The sequence below is a fragment of the Bizionia paragorgiae genome (assembly GCF_900107625.1).
Taxonomy (GTDB): Bacteria; Bacteroidota; Bacteroidia; order Flavobacteriales; family Flavobacteriaceae; genus Bizionia; species Bizionia paragorgiae.
On record NZ_FNQK01000001.1, the window covers coordinates 165,932 to 184,947 of the forward strand.

Genomic DNA, 19,016 nt, shown 5'->3' on the forward strand with positions numbered 1-19,016 from the left:
ATGAAACAGAACCTTTTTCTATACTTAATTTTAACTACCTTTTGCTTTTACTCCTTTCAATTAGATGCTCAAAATGAGAGTGCAAATTGGTTTTTTGGTCAGGGTGCAGGATTAAACTTCAATAACGGCTTCCCTATTCCTACTTTAGATGGAGAACTGAATACCGCTGAAGGATGTGCTAGCATATCTACCAAATTAGGTGCCTTGTTATTTTATACAGATGGTATTACCGTTTGGAATAAAAATCATCAGATCATGGTCAACGGAACTGGATTAACGGGAAACGGATCTAGCACACAGTCGGCGATTATAATTCCTAAACCTAACAGTGATACAATCTATTATATTTTTACTGTAGACGCTCGCGGAGGATCAAATGGATTAAGATACTCGGAAGTTGACATGTTATTAGACAACGGTTTAGGCGCGATTACGGGCACAAAAAACATCATGTTATTAAGTACTTCAACAGAAAAAATAACAGCTGTAGAAAGCGCCGATGGCGAAAGTGTATGGGTTATTGGTCACGAATGGGAAAGTAACAGGTTTATGTCTTACTTAGTAGATTTAAATGGTGTAAATACTATACCCGTAATTAGCTCTGTAGGGTCTTTTCATCAAGGTGACTTAAACAACACTATAGGCTACCTAAAAGCTTCACCAAACAAAGAAAAAATTGCTTGCGTAAAATCTTATACGAATAACGAAGTACAAATTTTCGATTTTAATCCGGCTACAGGGATGTTAACTAATCCAGTAACCATTAATAATTTTACTTCGGAAAACTTAGGACCTTATGGTTGCGAATTTTCACCCGATAGTAGAATTCTATACATTACGGAAATCTTAAGGGACGGATCAGATTTTTCTAAAATCCATCAATACGATCTGACTGCAGGTAATGCTTCGCAAATAATGAATTCAGACACTATAATTATAGAAGAAGATGGACTTTTAGGGGCCCTGCAACAAGCAATAGATGGAAAAATTTATGTCGCTAAATCGAATTCAACAACTCTAGGGGTTATAAACTCACCAAATCTACTAGGACTAGGCTGTAATTACGTTTCTGGCAGCCTTAATTTAGGGGCTAATAAACTGTCTACATTAGGACTGCCACCATTTATACAATCGTATTTTTATGCTACTAATATATTTAACAATACTTGTTTTGGGGACACCACGGAATTTAGTATCGATACAGCTTCTACTATTACAAGTATTCAATGGGATTTTGGAGATCCTGCCTCTGGAGCAAACAATACGTCTAACCTTATGAGCCCTACACATGTATTTACAGCTCCTGGAGACTATAGCATTACAATCACATTCGAAGTGGAAGGTGAAACACAAATTTTATATCGTCTATTAACCATAGCTGATGAACCACCTGTTTTAGATTTAGACCCGCTTTCTGTCTGTGACGTTCAGGATTCGACGCCAATTAACGTTAACCTAAATAGTATCATCCCGATTGACATTCAAAGTACCTCTGATTTTAATTTTAGCTTTTTTACTTCAGAAAATGACGCGATTTCCAATACAAACCCAATATTAACCCCTTTACAATATACAATTACCACTAACGATACGATTTTTGTAAGATTAAATAACGCAAATGGTAATGGTTGTTATAGTATAAGCCAATTTGAAATTATACTTTTAAATAGTCCAGATATAGATGATTATGAAGCTGTTTTCTTTTGCGATAATGGCAATAGCACAGTTACAATTGACGTAGGTAATTTACCTTTACCGGAAAGTCATTATTCTTTTGAATGGTCCGAGGACAGTCAAACAAGTTCACATATTACTGTCAGTGGTGCCGGCACTTATACCGTTAGCATTACAGAAAACACTTCAATCACCCCTGAAAACCCAGATGGTTGTTCGGCAATACGTACTGTTGAGGTTAACTCGTCTAGCATAGCAACAATTGAGGCTATTGAAACTTCAGCGACAAATGCATTTATTACTGTTTCCGGTTTAGGAGATTATGAATTTGCATTAGATGATACCAATGGAATTTATCAAAACTCAAACCACTTTTCAAATATAAGCCCAGGTATTCACACGGTGTATGTACGTGATAAAAACCATTGCGGTATATCTGAAATGTCTTTTTCCATCTTAGATTTTCCGCATTATTTTACGCCTAACGGAGATGGAGTTAATGACTTTTGGCAAGTTTACGGTGTTTCAGCAACAGTTGAGCCTAATACAACGATTCATATTTTTGATCGTTTTGGGAAATTTATTACCGAAATCAAACCTGAAAGTCGTGGTTGGGATGGTACTCTAAATGGCAAACCGCTACCAACAAATGATTATTGGTTTTTTGTTACGCTAGAGGATGGTCGCGTTTTTAAAAGTCATTTCACTTTAAAACGCTAAGAATACAGAAAAATAAATTGTATTTTTAGGAAAGATTTTTTCTGAAATGCTAAGAACGGTTTATTTAATCTTAATTCTATTAGGTGTTAACACAGTATTGTATAGTCAAGAAATCTCACTATTCGAACAGTTTAACGGCCGCTATGATTATACCGCTATTGGAAACACTTTAAACCCTGCCGAAAATAACCTGGATCACAGTTTTTGCGAGCCTTTAGCATCTTCCCAAGCCGATTTAAACCTAGATACAAACTGCACCATAATTGCCGCTTATTTATATTGGGCAGGTTCTGGAAGCGGTGATTTGGAAGTGAATTTTAATGACACCCCTATTGTTGCAGATTACACCTATACGACTAACTATTCAGACGCTACTTATGGCACACTAACGTATTTTGCTTGTATGGCTAATGTTACCGACCTAATTCTTAGCTCTGGGAATGGTAGCTATACGCTATCAGACTTAGATATTACAAACATCTTATTAAGTATTCCTGGCTACTGTGAAAACCGCACCAATTTTGCGGGTTGGAGTTTATATATAGTGTACGAAAACCCAGCACTACCCTTAAATCAAGTGAATCTATTTCAAGGTCTAGAAATTATAAATCGAAATGTACAAGAAAAAATAATTGTATTGGAAAACGTAAATGTATTAGACAATGACGACGCGAAAATAGGTTTCCTAGCCTGGGAGGGAGATAACGCATTAAATTACGGCGAAAGCCTTTCCATTAACGGAAATATTATTTCCAACCCCCCTTTAAATGCAGCAGATAACGCTTTTAATGGCACCAATTCCTTTACAAATTCTACGACTTTTTACAATGGAGATTTAGATGTCTATAATATAGAAAACAATATAGCCATTGGAGACACATCCGTAGATATAAAATTAACAACAGGAGGATATGATAGCAACGGTTTTTTCCAAGCAGATTTAATTTTACTGAATAACATCATTACAGTCTTAAATAGTCAACTACCCGATGCGACGATAACAATCGATGCCTATTATACGACTTGTGGAACTAGAGATTTGGAAATCGATTTCACGGTTCACAACTTGAATAGCACAGATATTTTACCCACCAATACCCCCATAGCGTTTTATGCTAATAATGCACTTATTGGTGTGACCGCAACACTCGAACCTATAGCAATAGGTGCTTCAGAGTCGAATACTGTTACCTTTCAAATTCAAAATTCTATTCCTGACAACTTTAACTTAACGGTTATCGTCGATGATAACGGTACTGGCACAGGAAGCGTGATTGAGATTATTGAAACAAATAACACTGCAATTCAAGACATTTCATTAATCCCTTTACCAGAAGTCATACCGTTGGACCCACTAACTAATTGTGATCTAACAAACAACACCGCTATTTTTGATCTTACAGAAATAGAAAGCCAAATTGATGGATCTTATAGTAATCTTTATTACTTCCTGTCTATCGCCGATTTACAAACACATTTTAACCCTATAAACCTAACCAACTACTACCAGTCGTTAACCACTCCACAGACCATTTACTTGAAAGCTGAAACATCAAGCTGCTATGCCATTTACACTTTCGAATTACTTACAGAAAATTGTCCGCCATTTATTCCTGAAGGGTTTTCGCCAAATAATGATGGTATAAACGACCATTTTAATATCACGGGACTGTATACCATCTTTGAAAAACACAAATTACTCATTTACAATCGCTGGGGAACTTTAATTTTTGAAGGTAATAACGACCTTAAATGGTACGGCATTGCAAACCGCGGAATCAACGATGGACACCGTGTTCCCACAGGAACCTACTTCTACGTCTTGCATTTAAATGATGACAAATACAAACCAATGACCGGTTGGGTGTATTTAAACTATTAAAAACTAATGTATTTCATCGAATATACTTGCGTTTAAACTATTAATCGCTAAATTTGCACCGTTAGTCGATGGTTTAATAGATTGGATTTTAGACTGATTTAACACGAAGCCTCCTTATCTATGTTAAATAAGTACATTTCATTTACGAGTATTTTTATTTGCTTTATTGCTCAAATACATGGGCAACAAATAGGAATAGACAATACCTTATCTGCACAAGCCTTAATAGAAAACAACTTAGCACAAGGATGTGTACAAATTACTAATGTCACCTCTACAATTAACGGTAGTGTTAACGGGTTTGCAAGTTTTGGATACTTCGATAAGCAAAATTCTAATTTCCCTTTCCAAAATGGAATTATGTTATCGACAGGCGATGTGAATTCTGCAGGTGGTGGTCTTAATACAAATCCATTAAATGAAGGGGACTCAACATGGCTTACAGATCCAGATTTAGAATCGGCATTAGGGATAACGAATACGTTAAATGCGACTTCTATAGAATTCGATTTTATAACGGCGTCTAACACTATTCAATTCAATTACATATTGGCATCTGAAGAATATTATGGAGACTACCCTTGTCTGTATTCTGATGGTTTTGCTTTTTTAATTAAAGAAGCTGGAACCACTGAAGCTTATCAAAATATAGCCTTAATACCTGGAACTACAACCCCAGTAAATACAAATACTATTCATGACGACATTGTAGGATTTTGCCCTGCTGAAAATGAAAACTATTTTGAAGGCTATAATATTGGAGACACTAATTTTAACGGACGAACAACCGTGATGTCGGCGACAGCCAGTATCCTACCGAATACACAATATCATATTAAACTTGTGATTGCCGATCAAAACGATAGAAATTTTGACTCGGCCGTTTTTATAGAAGCTAACAGTTTTACTGATAGTATTGATTTAGGTTCTGACTTTTCAACCTGCGATGCGTCAGCGCAATTAAATGCAGAAACCAATAATCCTCAAGCTCTATATGCCTGGTATGAAAATAACACGCTACTTCCTAGTGAAACAGCAAGTACCCTATCGGTAAATAGCTCTGGAAATTACACGGTACAAGTTACAGTTCCTTTTAGTAATTCAACATGTACTTTTGAGGATTCTATTCAGGTTACTTTAAAGACCATCCAAACTGGGCCGATTATTAGTGACTTTGAATTATGTGATGACAGTAGTAATGATGGTACAGAACTATTCGATTTAACCACTAAGGGAAGTGAAATGCTAGCCAGTTTACCGTCTTCAAATTACACCATATCTTATCACTCCACTATAGGGGATGCCGAGAGTAATAGCAACCCTTTGAGTACGGTAAGCAACACCACAAATCCTGAAACAGTATTTATAAGAGCTATAGACACTAACAGTGGTTGTGTCCATATTTCTACAGTCAACTTAATTGTTAATAGTCTTCCAGAAATTACAACCTTAGATCCGATTTCAATTTGTAGTGACGGAAATCCGAGCGTTTATTTATCCGATAATGACGCTGAGATTACCAATAACAATCCCCTGTTGAGTGTCACCTACCATTATACTCAAAATGATGCTAATACAGGATATAACGCCATTCCATCACCCTACAATCAACAATCTACGACAGAGACATATTATGTTCGCGTCGTTAATGTTAACACGGGTTGCTTTGCCACAACGACACTTCAAATAAATTTTGAAGAAGGACCAACCGTAAACAACGAGACACAACAACTAAATGCTTGCGATTTGGAAGAAGATGGCTATTCTAGTTTTGATTTAACGTCTGTAATAGACGCCATTATTACTGATAATACGAATACAACTATTACATTTCATCTTACTCCAGCAGACGCTAGCAACGGAGAAAACCCTATTGAAAACCCTAGTGACGTAACCAATACCACTCCGGATTTTCAAATAGTCTACGTCAGAATTGAAAATGACTCTAATTCCTGCTATGCTATTGTACCTATAGAATTACACACTAACATTTTAAAAACAGGAACTAATATTCAAGACTTTAGTGCTTGTGATGTCGCTCCTGATGATGGCGCTACACCTTTTGATCTTGATTATATAAGTGATGTTATAACGAACGACCTCTCTGATGTTTCTATAACCTTTTTTGAGTCTGAAAATGATTTAGAAAACAACACAAATCCTATTGATCCCTCTGTTCCTTATCTTTCGACTAACGAGCAAACCTTATATCTAATTATAGAAAATCCCACGTGCTCACACCCTACGAGCATTCAACTTTTTGTTACGCCATCGGTGAACCTATTAAATACGGAGCCCTTAACCGTATGTGATACAGACAACGATGGCTTAACTACCATTAACTTGGCGGACTTTAACTCCCTTCTATCGGAAGGCGTAACCACGCCATCGGTACGTTATTTTACTTCGGAATTAGACGCTGAGCTAAACACCAATGCCCTACCTTACTTGTATAATAACAGTCAAAACCCTACAGAGTTATATGTTCGCGTAAGCAGTACCAACTCTGGCTGCTATGATATCGCGCCCTTATCGATTACGGTTTTACCCGCTCCTGCTACCAATCCGGTAGCAGATATTATCATTTGTGATAATGATCAAGATGGTATGTCTCTTGTAAACTTAGAGGCTCTAAAACCTTCTATTTCTACAGATAATGCTATTGAAATACAATTTTATACTTCAATAAGCAACCTTAACAACAGTACTAATGAAATTATTAACACACAAAATTACCCAGCAGAAACGTCAACAGTTTATGCCAAAGTAAACTATACTACAACAGGGTGTTTTGCTGTAGTTCCTATTACTATTATCGTCAACACACTACCAGAATTTGGTACAATTTCTACGTTTATTCGATGTGAAAGTGATGGTAATCAATTCGCTGATTTTTTATTTTCAGAAAAAGACAATGAAATATTAAACGGACAGTTAGGAAAAGAGGTGTTGTATTTTGAAACTCAAAACGACGCTATAGCTAGAACTAATGCGATTAATAAAAATGAAGTATATACGAACACCTCTCAATCACAAACAATTTATGTTCGCGTTGAGAACACAACCGACAGCTCGTGTTATGGTGTATCGTCTTTTAACATAGAAGTCCACGCTTTACCGGTTTACAATACCCCATCAGATTTAAATCTATGCGACGATATTTCGAATGATGGCGTTGAGGAATTTTCATTATCTCAAGTTGTTAATGAAATTGCACTAAACATCGCAGACACTTTAAATATTAGCTTTCACCTCACTCAAGAAGATGCGGAAAACCAAGTAAACCCACTACCAAACACCTATACAAATACCGTTAATCCGCAAGAGATTTTTGTGAATATCGATAACAATTCTTACTGTAATGGAATCACTTCATTTACATTAAGCGTGATACAATCTCCTGAAATTAACACGGCATCAGATATGGTTGTATGTGACACAAACATGGATGGTATTTCTGTATTTGACTTAACACTAGCAGAACTTGAAGTACTTCAAATACGTCAACACAATACGGTCATATCCTATTATGAAAATACAACAGATCTAGAAAATAATACAAACCCAATTAGCGACCCTACACAGTATAGCAACACTTCGAATCCGCAAACGGTTTATATTGAAGTTACAAATACCATTTCTAATTGTTCGGTATCTGTACCTATAGAATTAATTGTTAATCTTCCGCCTACTATTGCTACATTACCAGTAATAGAAGCCTGTGAAAACTATTATAACGCCTTCGATTTAAACACGGTAATCCCAGATCTCATTGGAAACCAAGAAGGTGTTGACTTATCCTTTTATGCGACTCAAGAGGATGCTGTATTGGAAACTAACCCGTTAAGCAGTTACTATCAATATGAAACCAACTACGAAACGATATATGTTCGTGCAGAGTTTATGGATACACATTGTGTTTCTTTTAATAGTTTCAGTTTTAAAGTAAACCCTTTACCACAAGCTCAGACAGTTCCTGATCTTGAAGCCTGTGATGATGATTTTGATGGGTTTTTGGTCTTCGATTTGTCACAACAAACTGCACTAGTTTTAGGGAATTTAAACCCCAACAACTACACGGTAACTTATTTTGATACTGAAGAAGATGCAGAAAATGGTACAAACCCGATTACAGATACCATATATGCGGCAGCTCATAACCAAACCTTCTATATTCGGTTAGAAAACAATACAACACAGTGTTATACCATAACGACCTTTACTACCCGTGTGCATCAAAGACCTCAGGTAGACATTACAGATCAAGTGATTTGTTTAGACAATTTACCACTGACAGTTTCGGCAGACACAGGGTACAGTTCAGATACGTATTTATGGTCTACAGGAGAAACCTCAGCAGATATAATTATAGAACATATTGGAAGCTATTGGGTAACCGTAACAACAGCTTTTGGATGCAATGAAACCTCAACCTTTAATGTTCAAGAATCTGAGAGTGCCGAAATTCACTTTACAGAAACCATAGATTTTAGTAACCCTAATAATATAACTGTAAGCATTTCTGGGATTGGAAACTACCTTTACCAATTAAATGATGAAATACCTCAAGAATCTAACCTTTTCACCAACGTTCCATTGGGTCTTCATACCATTACAGTTATTGATTTGTATGGCTGCAACTCTACAACAAAAGAAGTTGCTATAATTGATGCTCCACAATTTATGACCCCAAATGGTGATGGCTATTTCGATACTTGGCATATCTCTGGTGTTAGTAGACTGCAAGGAACAGTCGTTAAAATATTTGATCGCTATGGTAAATTATTAAAAGTATTAAAGCACAATGACCGTGGTTGGGATGGTAATTACAATGGCCACGCTATGCCAGCAACAGATTATTGGTTCCTTGCAGACGTGTTGAAAGACGGGATTTCTTTTGAGGTGAAAGGCCATTTTGCGCTACGCCGCTAGACAATTGCTTTAACATATATTTAAAAAAAAATACTAAAGAGTTAACTATCTTTGCAGACTAATGCCTTGAGATGAATAAATTCTTTTTTATAATTTTGGTTTTACTAAGTGTTACAGTAAATTCCCAAAATATTACGGTCGATAGTCAAACCTATTCTCCACAACAGTTAATTGAAAATATTTTAATTGGAAACAGTTGTATTTCAAATGTTCAGGTCACTAATGCTGTCGGAGGAGATTTTAACGGCTCTGATCAAAGTTATGGCTATTTTGAGGGAAACAACTCGACATTTCCATTTCAAAACGGGATTGTTTTAAGTACTGGTAAGCTAGGTAATGTTCAAGGTCCAAACACGACATTGAGTGATGACAATGCGCCGAATTGGATTGGAGATACCGACTTAGAAAACATTTTACAAGAACCAAACACGACCAATGCGACTATCATTGAGTTTGATTTTACTTCTCCAGCAAGCCAAGTGAGTTTTAGGTATATTTTTGCTTCAGAAGAATATCAGGAAGGCGATTCAAGTACCTGCCAATACTCAGATCTATTTGGTTTTCTAATTCGCCCTACGGGATCTAACGAGCAATATACTAACATCGCTGTTGTTCCTAACACCCAAACCCCAGTAAAAGTGACTACGGTACACCCTGAAATTCCTGGTAGTTGCGAAGCGATAAACGAGGACTACTTTGATAGCTTTAATGATGCTACTGCACCGATTAATTTTAACGGACAAACAAAAATATTAACAGCAACCGCGACCACCATACCAAATCAAAGTTACCATGTAAAATTGGTTATTGCAGACGAGCATAATTACCGTTACGATTCTGCTGTTTTCCTAGAAGCCGGAAGTTTTGAATTAAACACCAATTTAGGACCTGATAAAGTATTAGTAAACAACAATCCGGCTTGTGAAAACGAAACGGTAATCCTTAATGCTTACGAATCTGGAACACCCACCTACAAATGGTTTAAAGATGGTGTAGAACTTACCACTGAGACTAACGCTACTTATGAAGTGACCACACCTGGAGTCTATAGTGTGGAAGTCACATTGGATACCGGATGTATTTCTACAGGATCCATTGAAATTGAATATGTCCCAAACCCTGTGGTTAACAACACAACGCTTATCGCATGTGATATTGATCAAAACGGATTAACAACTTATAATTTGTTTGACGCCAACCAAGGCATCACCAACAACGACCCAGAATTAAGCATCGATACATTTTACACATCGCTTACCGATGCTCAGGATGAAATAAATGCTATTCCAAACCCCGCATCGTACAATAATAATTCCCCACAACAAGTGGTATATGCTACGGTATACAGTCAGAACACATCGTGTAGCTCCATTGCTGAAGTAACATTAGACATCTCAACTAACACCTTAAATTTAAATGATTTTGACACCTGTGATGATGCTGTTATTGATGGATTTACGAGTTTCGATCTGGATGCTATTCGAAGTGAAATAGAACCATTAATACCAGCAAATTATACCATTTCATTTTATGAAAGCATAGAGGATGTGTTTTCAGGGGCAAATGAAATTATAAACAGCTATACGAATTTGACAGTTAATACCGATCAAATCTATGTTGAAGTGACTACGGATAGCGGACAATGTTATGCCATTTCCGAACTCACTTTAAACGTATTATACACACCGGCTGTAGCAGAAGACGAGACCTTTATTTACTGTTTAAACAGCTATCCAGAACCCCTTACATTATTAGGAGGTGTCTTAAACGACTCCCCTAGTAATTATTATTACCAATGGTTTTTAAACGGTGTAGATACAGGAGTAAACACAAGTTTTATTGATGCAAATGAAATTGGCGTTTATACGGTTATTATTACCGACCCTAATGGGTGTTCAAACACACGAGATATTACATTAATCCCGTCTGACGCTCCTGTTATAGAAACGGTAACCCACACAGAACTCACTACAAATAACACCGCGACGGTGACGGTTTCCGGTCCTGGAGACTACGAATATGCTATTAATAATGAATATGGCTATTACCAAGATAGTAATACTTTTGAAAATTTAGCTCCCGGATTCTATACGATTTATGTTAAAGATAAGAACGGGTGCGGTTCTAGTGAAACCCATTTTTCAATTTTAGGATTCCCTCAATTTTTTACCCCTAACGGTGATAGCTATAATGATTTTTGGAAACCCCAGGGTGCTAATGCAGAATTTAATGCTAAGCTAAAAATTCTTATTTTTAACCGTTACGGAAAACTCATCACGGAAACGACTCCTGTAAAAGGATGGGATGGTACTTTAAACGGAATGCCACTACCTAGCGACGACTATTGGTACCGTATCACACATCCTAATGGCACTGAATATCGAGGACATTTTTCATTAGTGAGATAGTTTAAAAGATTATGAAGTTTAAAATACAATCTGAATTTAGCCCAACGGGAGATCAACCATCAGCAATTAAACAACTTGCCGAAGGATTAGATGCCAAAGAAAAATACCAAACCTTACTAGGGGTTACTGGTTCGGGAAAAACCTTTACAGTAGCGAATGTTATTGAGGAGGTTCAAAAACCAACTTTGGTATTGGCACATAATAAAACCTTGGCCGCTCAATTGTATTCAGAATTTAAACAGTTCTTTCCTAACAATGCCGTAGAGTACTTTGTGTCTTACTACGACTACTACCAGCCAGAAGCATATATCCCTACCTCTGGCGTGTATATAGAAAAGGATTTATCTATAAACGAGGAAATAGAAAAAATGCGTTTAAGCACGACTTCTTCCTTATTATCTGGTCGTCGTGATGTTATTGTGATTGCTTCAGTATCTTGTTTATATGGTATTGGTAACCCTGTTGAGTTTCAGAAAAACGTGGTTACTTTAGAACGCGAGCAAGAAATTTCACGTACTGAATTATTACATCAGCTAGTTCAAAGTTTATACTCGAGAACAGAAGCTGATTTTAGACATGGAAACTTCAGGATTAAAGGTGATACCGTAGATATTTTTCCTAGCTATGCTGATGACGCTTTTCGCATTCACTTTTTTGGTGATGAAATTGAAGAAATCGAACAGTTTAATGTACAGACTAATGAGGTTTTAGACCAATATGACCGCCTTACGATCTATCCGGCAAATATGTTTGTTACTTCTCCTGACGTCTTACAAAATGCGATTAAAAGCATTCAGGACGATTTAATGAAGCAGCATGACTACTTTATTGAAATCGGAAAACATTTGGAAGCAAAGCGTTTAAAAGAACGTACGGAATTCGATTTAGAAATGATTCGGGAGTTAGGTTATTGCTCGGGTATTGAAAACTACTCGCGCTACTTAGATGGTCGTGATCCGGGGACACGTCCGTTCTGTTTGTTAGATTATTTTCCTGATGATTATTTAATGGTAGTCGACGAGAGTCACGTGACCATATCTCAAGTTCACGCCATGTATGGCGGCGATAGAAGTCGGAAAGAAAATTTAGTAGATTACGGATTTAGGTTACCAGCAGCTATGGATAACAGGCCTTTAAAATTCGAAGAATTTGAAGCCCTACAAAATCAAGTTATTTATGTTAGTGCGACACCTGCCGATTACGAATTACAAAAAACAGATGGTGTTTATGTGGAGCAGGTAATTCGACCAACAGGGCTTTTAGACCCTATAATCGAAGTGAGACCCAGCCTAAATCAAATCGATGATCTTATAGAAGAAATTCAAATTCGCGTAGAAAAAGACCAACGTACATTGGTGACAACACTTACCAAGCGTATGGCTGAGGAGTTGACTAAATACCTCTCGCGAATAGATATACGCGTACGCTATATACACAGTGATGTAGATACTTTAGAACGTGTTGAAATCATGCAAGATTTACGTAAAGGGATTTTTGATGTCTTGGTTGGAGTCAACTTATTACGTGAAGGATTAGACTTACCAGAAGTATCACTAGTAGCGATTTTAGATGCTGATAAAGAAGGCTTTTTACGTTCGGCAAGGTCTTTAACACAAACGGTAGGACGAGCTGCAAGACACCTTGAAGGTAAAGCCATTATGTATGCTGACAAAATTACGAAAAGTATGCAAAAAACCATGGATGAAACAGAATACCGAAGAGCCAAGCAAATTGCCTATAACACCAAACATAACTTAAAACCAAAAGCTTTAAATAAAAGTTTGGACAGTGCGCTTTCTAAAAACTCTGTTAGCACATACAGTTACGAATTGGAAGCGTTAAAAGCTGCAGAGCCTGAAAATGAATACTTATCAAAACCCGAATTAGAAGAAAAAATAAGAGAGAAAAGAAAGATAATGGAGCAAGCTGCAAAGGCTCTAGATTTTATAATCGCTGCTCAACTACGTGATGAGATTAAAGTGTATCAAGAGAAATTAGAAAAATTAAAAGTTTAATTATACTGTATTTTAATAGCATCAATTAGCACTTCTTTTGGCACTCGCCTATTCGGAAAGCTATCGATTAGATAGAGCACTTTAGTTAAGGATTCATAGCCAAGGGACATTTTTATCCCTAAGGTAAATAGTTTTTCCGGCTCCAAAAAAACAGACGCCCTAGGAAGCAAACATACTAAATTATAAAATTGAATAATACGATCGTTATAGTGACCAATATCTGTTCGAGAGATAGAATTAGATAAGGCATACTCAAAATCTTCGTTTGAAACCTTTAAAAGTTGCGCAATATCCACTATAAACCCATAATTTAAACAAGGCTTAGCCTTATCTGGCTTTAACAAAACCATCATATCGGATAGTAAACATATTTTCTCCCCTCTAATTGACATACAATCAGCAATTTAGCCAGAAAGTAAAGTTATGATAAATCATAAATATATAATCGTTGAAACCACGTAACTTGTCGAAAAATATGTAGATTTACATCGTATTTGACAGTTATTTCATGAATTAAAAGAAAAAAACACTCAGAAACATATTCATTATCAAACAGTTAACCAATGACAAACAACGATATTTTTAAAAAATTAAGAGTTGCACACCAACTAAGAGACGACGATATTATAAAAATTTTAGAACTGGTAGATTTTAGAATTTCTAAAAGTGAATTAGGTGCATTTTTTAGACGTGAAGACCACCCTAAATATATGGAATGTGGCGATCAGATTTTAAGAAACTTCTTAAATGGTTTAGTCATTCATCTTCGTGGACCAATGCCTCCAAAAAAGGGTAAAGCTAAACCGGCGGTTAAAAGTGACAACAAAACCAAACCAGACTCATAAAGTACAAACAAAAAAAGAGCAACTTAAAAGTTGCTCTTTTTTTTTGGTGTATAAATAATATACACTCTATATGATTTAAAGAATTAAGCTAATACAGCTTGAACTTTATCTGCAGCTTCTTGGAATTCAGTTGCACTCATAACATCTAATCCAGAATTATCGATTAAATCTTTAGCGATGTCTGCGTTTGTTCCTTGTAAACGTACAATAATTGGCACATTAATAGCATCTCCCATATTTTTGTAAGCATCTACAACACCTTGTGCCACACGGTCACAACGTACAATACCACCAAATATGTTAATTAAGATTGCTTTTACACCAGAATCTTTTAATATAATTCTAAAGGCAGCTTCTACACGAGCAGCATCAGCAGTACCTCCAACATCTAAAAAGTTTGCTGGCTCACCACCTGCTTGCTTAATTAAATCCATAGTTGCCATTGCTAAACCAGCACCATTAACCATACACCCAACGTTACCATCAAGATCTACATAGTTTAATCCTAGTTCACCAGCTTCAACTTCGATTGCGCTTTCTTCACGTAAATCTCTTAATGCAGCTAAATCTTTATGTCTGTATAATGCGTTTGCATCTAAAGTTACTTTAGCATCAACAGCCATTATTTTATCATCACTAGTTTTTAAAACTGGATTGATTTCAAATAAAGAAGAATCAGATTCTACGTAAGCTTTATATAAGTTAGTTACAAATTTTGTCATTTCTTTAAATGCCATTCCACTTAACCCTAAGTTAAAAGCGATACGACGTGCTTGAAATGGTAAAATTCCTGTTGAAGGATCAATTTCTTCAGTAAAAATTAAATGTGGTGTTTCTTCAGCAACTGTTTCGATATCCATTCCACCTTCAGTAGAATACATAATCATATTACGACCAGTACCACGATTTAATAAAACAGACATGTAATATTCTTCTGGTTCATTATCGCCAGGGTAGTAAACATCTTCAGCAACTAAAACTTGGTGTACACGCTTACCTTCAGCCGAAGTTTGAGGTGTTACCAAATCCATACCTATAATTTGTCCTGCAATTTCTTTAACTTGGTCTAAGTTTTTAGCTAACTTAACTCCACCACCTTTTCCGCGTCCTCCTGCGTGAACTTGTGCCTTAATAACGTGCCAGCCTGTTCCTGTATCTTCAGTTAATTTTTTTGCAGCAGCTACAGCTTCTTCTGCATTTTGGGCAACAATACCACGTTGGATACGTACTCCAAAGCTGCTTAATAGTTCCTTTCCTTGATATTCGTGTAAATTCATCTTTTAAGAATAAAAAATTAGTTGTTCTTCGTTATAATTTGGTGAAGAATTTTAATTCCACAAAAGTAATTAACATTAAGCTTTTTACCAATATTTTTTAGAGTTGTTTATCCACAGTCATACAGATTTAAGGAAAGTTTACTAATTTCAACAAATACAACCATATCAAAATAGAAGTGACCGACTGTTTTATCAGCTCAGACTTTAATAAAAACGACAACTACTCTTGTTAAATCTAAGTAGTTAAAGTAAGGCCAACGACTAAAAACGCCTACAATTACATATCAAAAGTACCGTTAGACTATTAATTATACATCATAAAGCTACTTGTACTAATATTAAGGTTGTATTACAATAACAAAGACTCGAAAAGTAACAACACAATATTTTGTAAATCTTAATAATAAACGATATATTCTATTATATAATTTTAAAACACTAAAAGTCATCCAATTATTTTTAGCTATTTTTGTTATCTTATTAAATAAACTCACAATTTTTTAGCACCTAAAAGGGGATTTACGAATGAAGAACGTAGACAAAAAAATATTTTCACTAGAGGACTCACCTAGTAGCTTTAGCGAAACTAACAGGTTTCTAAATGTTGTTCAAGACGCTATTGCTATAGGATCTTGGGAATTAGATTTAGTAAAAAAATCTCTGTATTGGAGTCCCGTGACTAAAAAAATTCATGAGGTTTCCCAAGATTACATGCCGAAATATGAAAAGGCCGTTGAGTTCTATACAGCTTTTAAGGAAAGAGAATTACTAGAAAAAGTAATAGAAAAAGCAATCGCTACAGGGGAAAAATACGATATCGAAATCCAATTATCCACAGCAAAAAACAATAAGAAATGGGTTCGTGCTATAGGCTATCCTGTGTTTAAGGCAGGAAAGTGTATAAAATTAATGGGGATTTTGCAAGATATTACCGCAAAAACGAATGTATATAACGAGACAGCCCTTAAAGAAAAACAAGTTCGAACTATTTTAGAACACGCTCCCAATGGAGTTGCTGTGGTAGATTTAAATGATGAGTTTTTATTTGTTAATAAAAGTTTTTGTGAGTTTTTAGGCTATACGGAAAAGGACTTTTTAGAATTAAAATATGAAGAGGTCATTATTCCTGAACTACGCAGTGAATGTAAAGATTTAACGCAGAAAATGGTAGACGGCACGCTTACTAATTTTCAAATGGAAAAACAGTATCTCCAAAAAAATGGGGACTCTGTTTACGGACTAACTTCTACCTCATTACTTCGAGATGAAAACAACGCCCCATTATACTTTATAAAAAATATAATAGATATAGGACCTACTAAAAAAGTAGAGAAAAGAATTCAGCAACTCCATGAAACTACTGAAGAACAAAACTTAAGACTTTTAAATTTTGCCCATATCGTTTCTCACAATTTAAGGTCGCATTCGGGTAATTTAACCATGCTTATTGACCTTATGCAAGAAGATATTCCCGCTGCAACCCAGAACGAATACTTCCCTTTTATACAAGAGGCTGTAAAAAACTTATCAGATACTATAGATAATTTACATGAAGTCTCTTTGATTAATAGCAATATAAATGTAAATTTAGAATCATTGAATTTGCTAGAATACACTAAAAAATCTCTAAATAGCAGTCGAGCACTCCTTTTAGAAACAGATGCTGAGGTTGATGTAAATATTGCAAGTGACCTTACCGTTTTAGCTATTCCCGCGTATTTAGATAGTATTTTGTTGAATATTATTACCAACGCTATAAAGTACAGACGAAAAGACAGTAAACCAAAAATAAAGATTACAGCTACCGCAGAAGAAAACCATATTAAATTAGATATTTCGGATAACGGACTGGGAATTGATTTAGGATTACACAAGGATAAAATGTTCGGATTATACAAAACATTCCATAGTCATAAAGACTCTAGAGGTTTGGGGCTATTTATTACAAAAAATCAAATTGATGCTATAGGAGCACGTATTACTGTTATCAGTACTGTTAATAAAGGCAGTACCTTTACAATACACTTTTTATATGAACAGAATTAATTTAACTTACATAATAGATGATGACCCCATTTTTATCTTTGCAGCAAAGAGGGTTCTTAAGTCTTCAAATTTATGTGATAATTTTGCTGTGTATAACAATGGATTAGAAGCTCTAAATAGCATTAAACCTTGTGTTTCATCTGATGATGAATTGCCTGATATTATCTTTTTAGATATAAACATGCCTATTATGGATGGATGGCAGTTTTTAGATGAATTTATAAAACTAAAATTTAATAAGCTTATTACGGTCTATATTGTAAGCTCATCGGTTGATCCTGCCGATATTAAAAAATCTAAAAGCTATAGTGTAATCGACGACTTTCTAGTAAAACCCTTAAAAAAAACAACGCTACATAAAGCGGTGAAACAGGTCGTTGAAAAGCAACCTTAACCATTTTCTAATTTACCCCACATGACACGAATAGTTTATAGAACATAGCACTATTCACTTCATATATCGCTTTGCATTACACTAATTAAACGCACGACTGACTTACTGAAACTAAGTCTCCCCTTCTCTTTTAAGAACACATCGCTTACTTGTCTGTTTTTCAAAAAGTAGTGCGATGAATTCCAATAGCCGCTCTATGGGGTTAAAATAATTAAATAAGCACCCACTGAAAGTGAGTTTTATTTTTTTACGGTGCCTGTAAAATGCTGTACCCTAGCATCTATTGGATTTCCACTAACACGGCGAGAAGTCGCTATTTGTCCGCAATGCCAAATAGCATCTGAAATGGGTCCGTTAATAGCATTCCAAAATTCATACTCTTTATCTCCAAAAATGATTTTAAACTTGGAGATATCGTCACTTGCTCTTAACAAATCCGATGCTTTTTTTAGATTATTCAGGGTCGCACTGCGCAAGTCCTCGTAAGTCATTCCTTCACTATTTACCTTAATATGCGGTTGTTGCAGTGTGGCATTTAAAACAACATGACTTAAATCGTAAATATGCGCTAGTGTTTCATGAACCGTTCGCGACTCGGGAGTGGGTTTATGTTCTAGATCGGTCGCGTTTAAATCTTTGGTTGACCAGTACAATCTAAACCCTAGGGCATCTACTTGTCGGGAGGCTACTGTTCCTGCCGTAAATAGTGTCGCAGCTTCTGGCAACTCATAATACGGGAGTGTATTCTCTGTTTGTTGTGAAAAGGCGAGGGTAGTAATTAGCATAACTCCTAAGGTTATTTTTTTCATTTTTTCTGACTTTG

General features: G+C 35.8%; 11 protein-coding genes. 8 read left to right on the forward strand and 3 right to left on the reverse strand.

Annotated features, from left to right (window positions below; translation table 11 throughout):
- The 5 genes from BLV64_RS00745 (at position 1) to uvrB (ending at position 13,631) form a co-directional block, all read left to right on the forward strand.
- On the forward strand, positions 1-2,394 hold the full coding sequence (locus BLV64_RS00745; RefSeq protein WP_092131157.1) for a T9SS type B sorting domain-containing protein: 2,394 nt from the start codon (positions 1-3) through the stop codon (positions 2,392-2,394).
- Positions 2,395-2,440: 46 nt separating this feature from the next.
- Complete coding sequence (locus BLV64_RS00750) at positions 2,441-4,276, forward strand: T9SS type B sorting domain-containing protein (RefSeq protein WP_092131159.1); 1,836 nt, start codon at positions 2,441-2,443, stop codon at positions 4,274-4,276.
- Positions 4,277-4,396: 120 nt separating this feature from the next.
- Positions 4,397-9,208: a T9SS type B sorting domain-containing protein gene (locus BLV64_RS00755; RefSeq protein WP_092131161.1), complete on the forward strand. Its 4,812-nt coding sequence runs from the start codon at positions 4,397-4,399 to the stop codon at positions 9,206-9,208.
- Positions 9,209-9,279: 71 nt separating this feature from the next.
- On the forward strand, positions 9,280-11,616 hold the full coding sequence (locus BLV64_RS00760; protein WP_092131163.1) for a choice-of-anchor L domain-containing protein: 2,337 nt from the start codon (positions 9,280-9,282) through the stop codon (positions 11,614-11,616).
- 11 nt (positions 11,617-11,627) lie between these two features.
- Positions 11,628-13,631: an excinuclease ABC subunit UvrB gene (uvrB, locus tag BLV64_RS00765; protein ID WP_092131165.1), complete on the forward strand. Its 2,004-nt coding sequence runs from the start codon at positions 11,628-11,630 to the stop codon at positions 13,629-13,631.
- Here uvrB and BLV64_RS00770 read toward each other — a convergent pair.
- Entirely contained in the window at positions 13,628-14,023 is a 396-nt protein-coding gene (locus BLV64_RS00770) for a TerB family tellurite resistance protein (RefSeq protein WP_143034112.1), read from the reverse strand. The genes uvrB and BLV64_RS00770 overlap by 4 nt on opposite strands.
- 171 nt (positions 14,024-14,194) lie before the next feature.
- On the opposite strand from BLV64_RS00770, the gene BLV64_RS00775 reads away from it, so the two are divergent.
- Positions 14,195-14,476: a DUF1456 family protein gene (locus tag BLV64_RS00775; RefSeq protein WP_092131169.1), complete on the forward strand. Its 282-nt coding sequence runs from the start codon at positions 14,195-14,197 to the stop codon at positions 14,474-14,476.
- Between the two features lie 83 nt (positions 14,477-14,559).
- On the opposite strand, the gene sucC is transcribed toward BLV64_RS00775, so the two are convergent.
- Positions 14,560-15,753 (reverse strand): ADP-forming succinate--CoA ligase subunit beta, encoded by a 1,194-nt coding sequence (gene sucC, locus BLV64_RS00780; RefSeq protein WP_092131171.1) that lies wholly within the window; start codon positions 15,751-15,753, stop codon positions 14,560-14,562.
- A gap of 525 nt (positions 15,754-16,278) precedes the next feature.
- Between sucC and BLV64_RS00785 the strand changes: the two genes are divergently transcribed.
- A complete protein-coding gene (locus tag BLV64_RS00785; protein ID WP_092131173.1) occupies positions 16,279-17,799 on the forward strand; it encodes a sensor histidine kinase in 1,521 nt (506 codons plus the stop codon).
- Positions 17,786-18,193 (forward strand): response regulator, encoded by a 408-nt coding sequence (locus BLV64_RS00790; protein ID WP_092131175.1) that lies wholly within the window; start codon positions 17,786-17,788, stop codon positions 18,191-18,193. Before BLV64_RS00785 ends, BLV64_RS00790 begins: the two co-directional genes overlap by 14 nt.
- A 239-nt stretch (positions 18,194-18,432) precedes the next feature.
- Here BLV64_RS00790 and BLV64_RS00795 read toward each other — a convergent pair whose 3' ends face one another.
- Complete coding sequence (locus BLV64_RS00795) at positions 18,433-19,002, reverse strand: hypothetical protein (protein ID WP_092131178.1); 570 nt, start codon at positions 19,000-19,002, stop codon at positions 18,433-18,435.
- Positions 19,003-19,016: the final 14 nt, after the last annotated feature.

What these genes read in the sequence shown, in the direction of transcription:
- BLV64_RS00745 (WP_092131157.1), top strand. Translation starts at nt 1, where the DNA reads ATGAAACAGAACCTTTTTCTATACTTAATTTTAACTACCTTTTGCTTT.
- BLV64_RS00750 (WP_092131159.1), top strand. Translation starts at nt 2,441, where the DNA reads ATGCTAAGAACGGTTTATTTAATCTTAATTCTATTAGGTGTTAACACA.
- BLV64_RS00755 (WP_092131161.1), top strand. Translation starts at nt 4,397, where the DNA reads ATGTTAAATAAGTACATTTCATTTACGAGTATTTTTATTTGCTTTATT.
- BLV64_RS00760 (WP_092131163.1), top strand. Translation starts at nt 9,280, where the DNA reads ATGAATAAATTCTTTTTTATAATTTTGGTTTTACTAAGTGTTACAGTA.
- uvrB (WP_092131165.1), top strand. Translation starts at nt 11,628, where the DNA reads ATGAAGTTTAAAATACAATCTGAATTTAGCCCAACGGGAGATCAACCA.
- BLV64_RS00770 (WP_143034112.1), bottom strand. Translation starts at nt 14,023, where the DNA reads ATGTCAATTAGAGGGGAGAAAATATGTTTACTATCCGATATGATGGTT.
- BLV64_RS00775 (WP_092131169.1), top strand. Translation starts at nt 14,195, where the DNA reads ATGACAAACAACGATATTTTTAAAAAATTAAGAGTTGCACACCAACTA.
- sucC (WP_092131171.1), bottom strand. Translation starts at nt 15,753, where the DNA reads ATGAATTTACACGAATATCAAGGAAAGGAACTATTAAGCAGCTTTGGA.
- BLV64_RS00785 (WP_092131173.1), top strand. Translation starts at nt 16,279, where the DNA reads ATGAAGAACGTAGACAAAAAAATATTTTCACTAGAGGACTCACCTAGT.
- BLV64_RS00790 (WP_092131175.1), top strand. Translation starts at nt 17,786, where the DNA reads ATGAACAGAATTAATTTAACTTACATAATAGATGATGACCCCATTTTT.
- BLV64_RS00795 (WP_092131178.1), bottom strand. Translation starts at nt 19,002, where the DNA reads ATGAAAAAAATAACCTTAGGAGTTATGCTAATTACTACCCTCGCCTTT.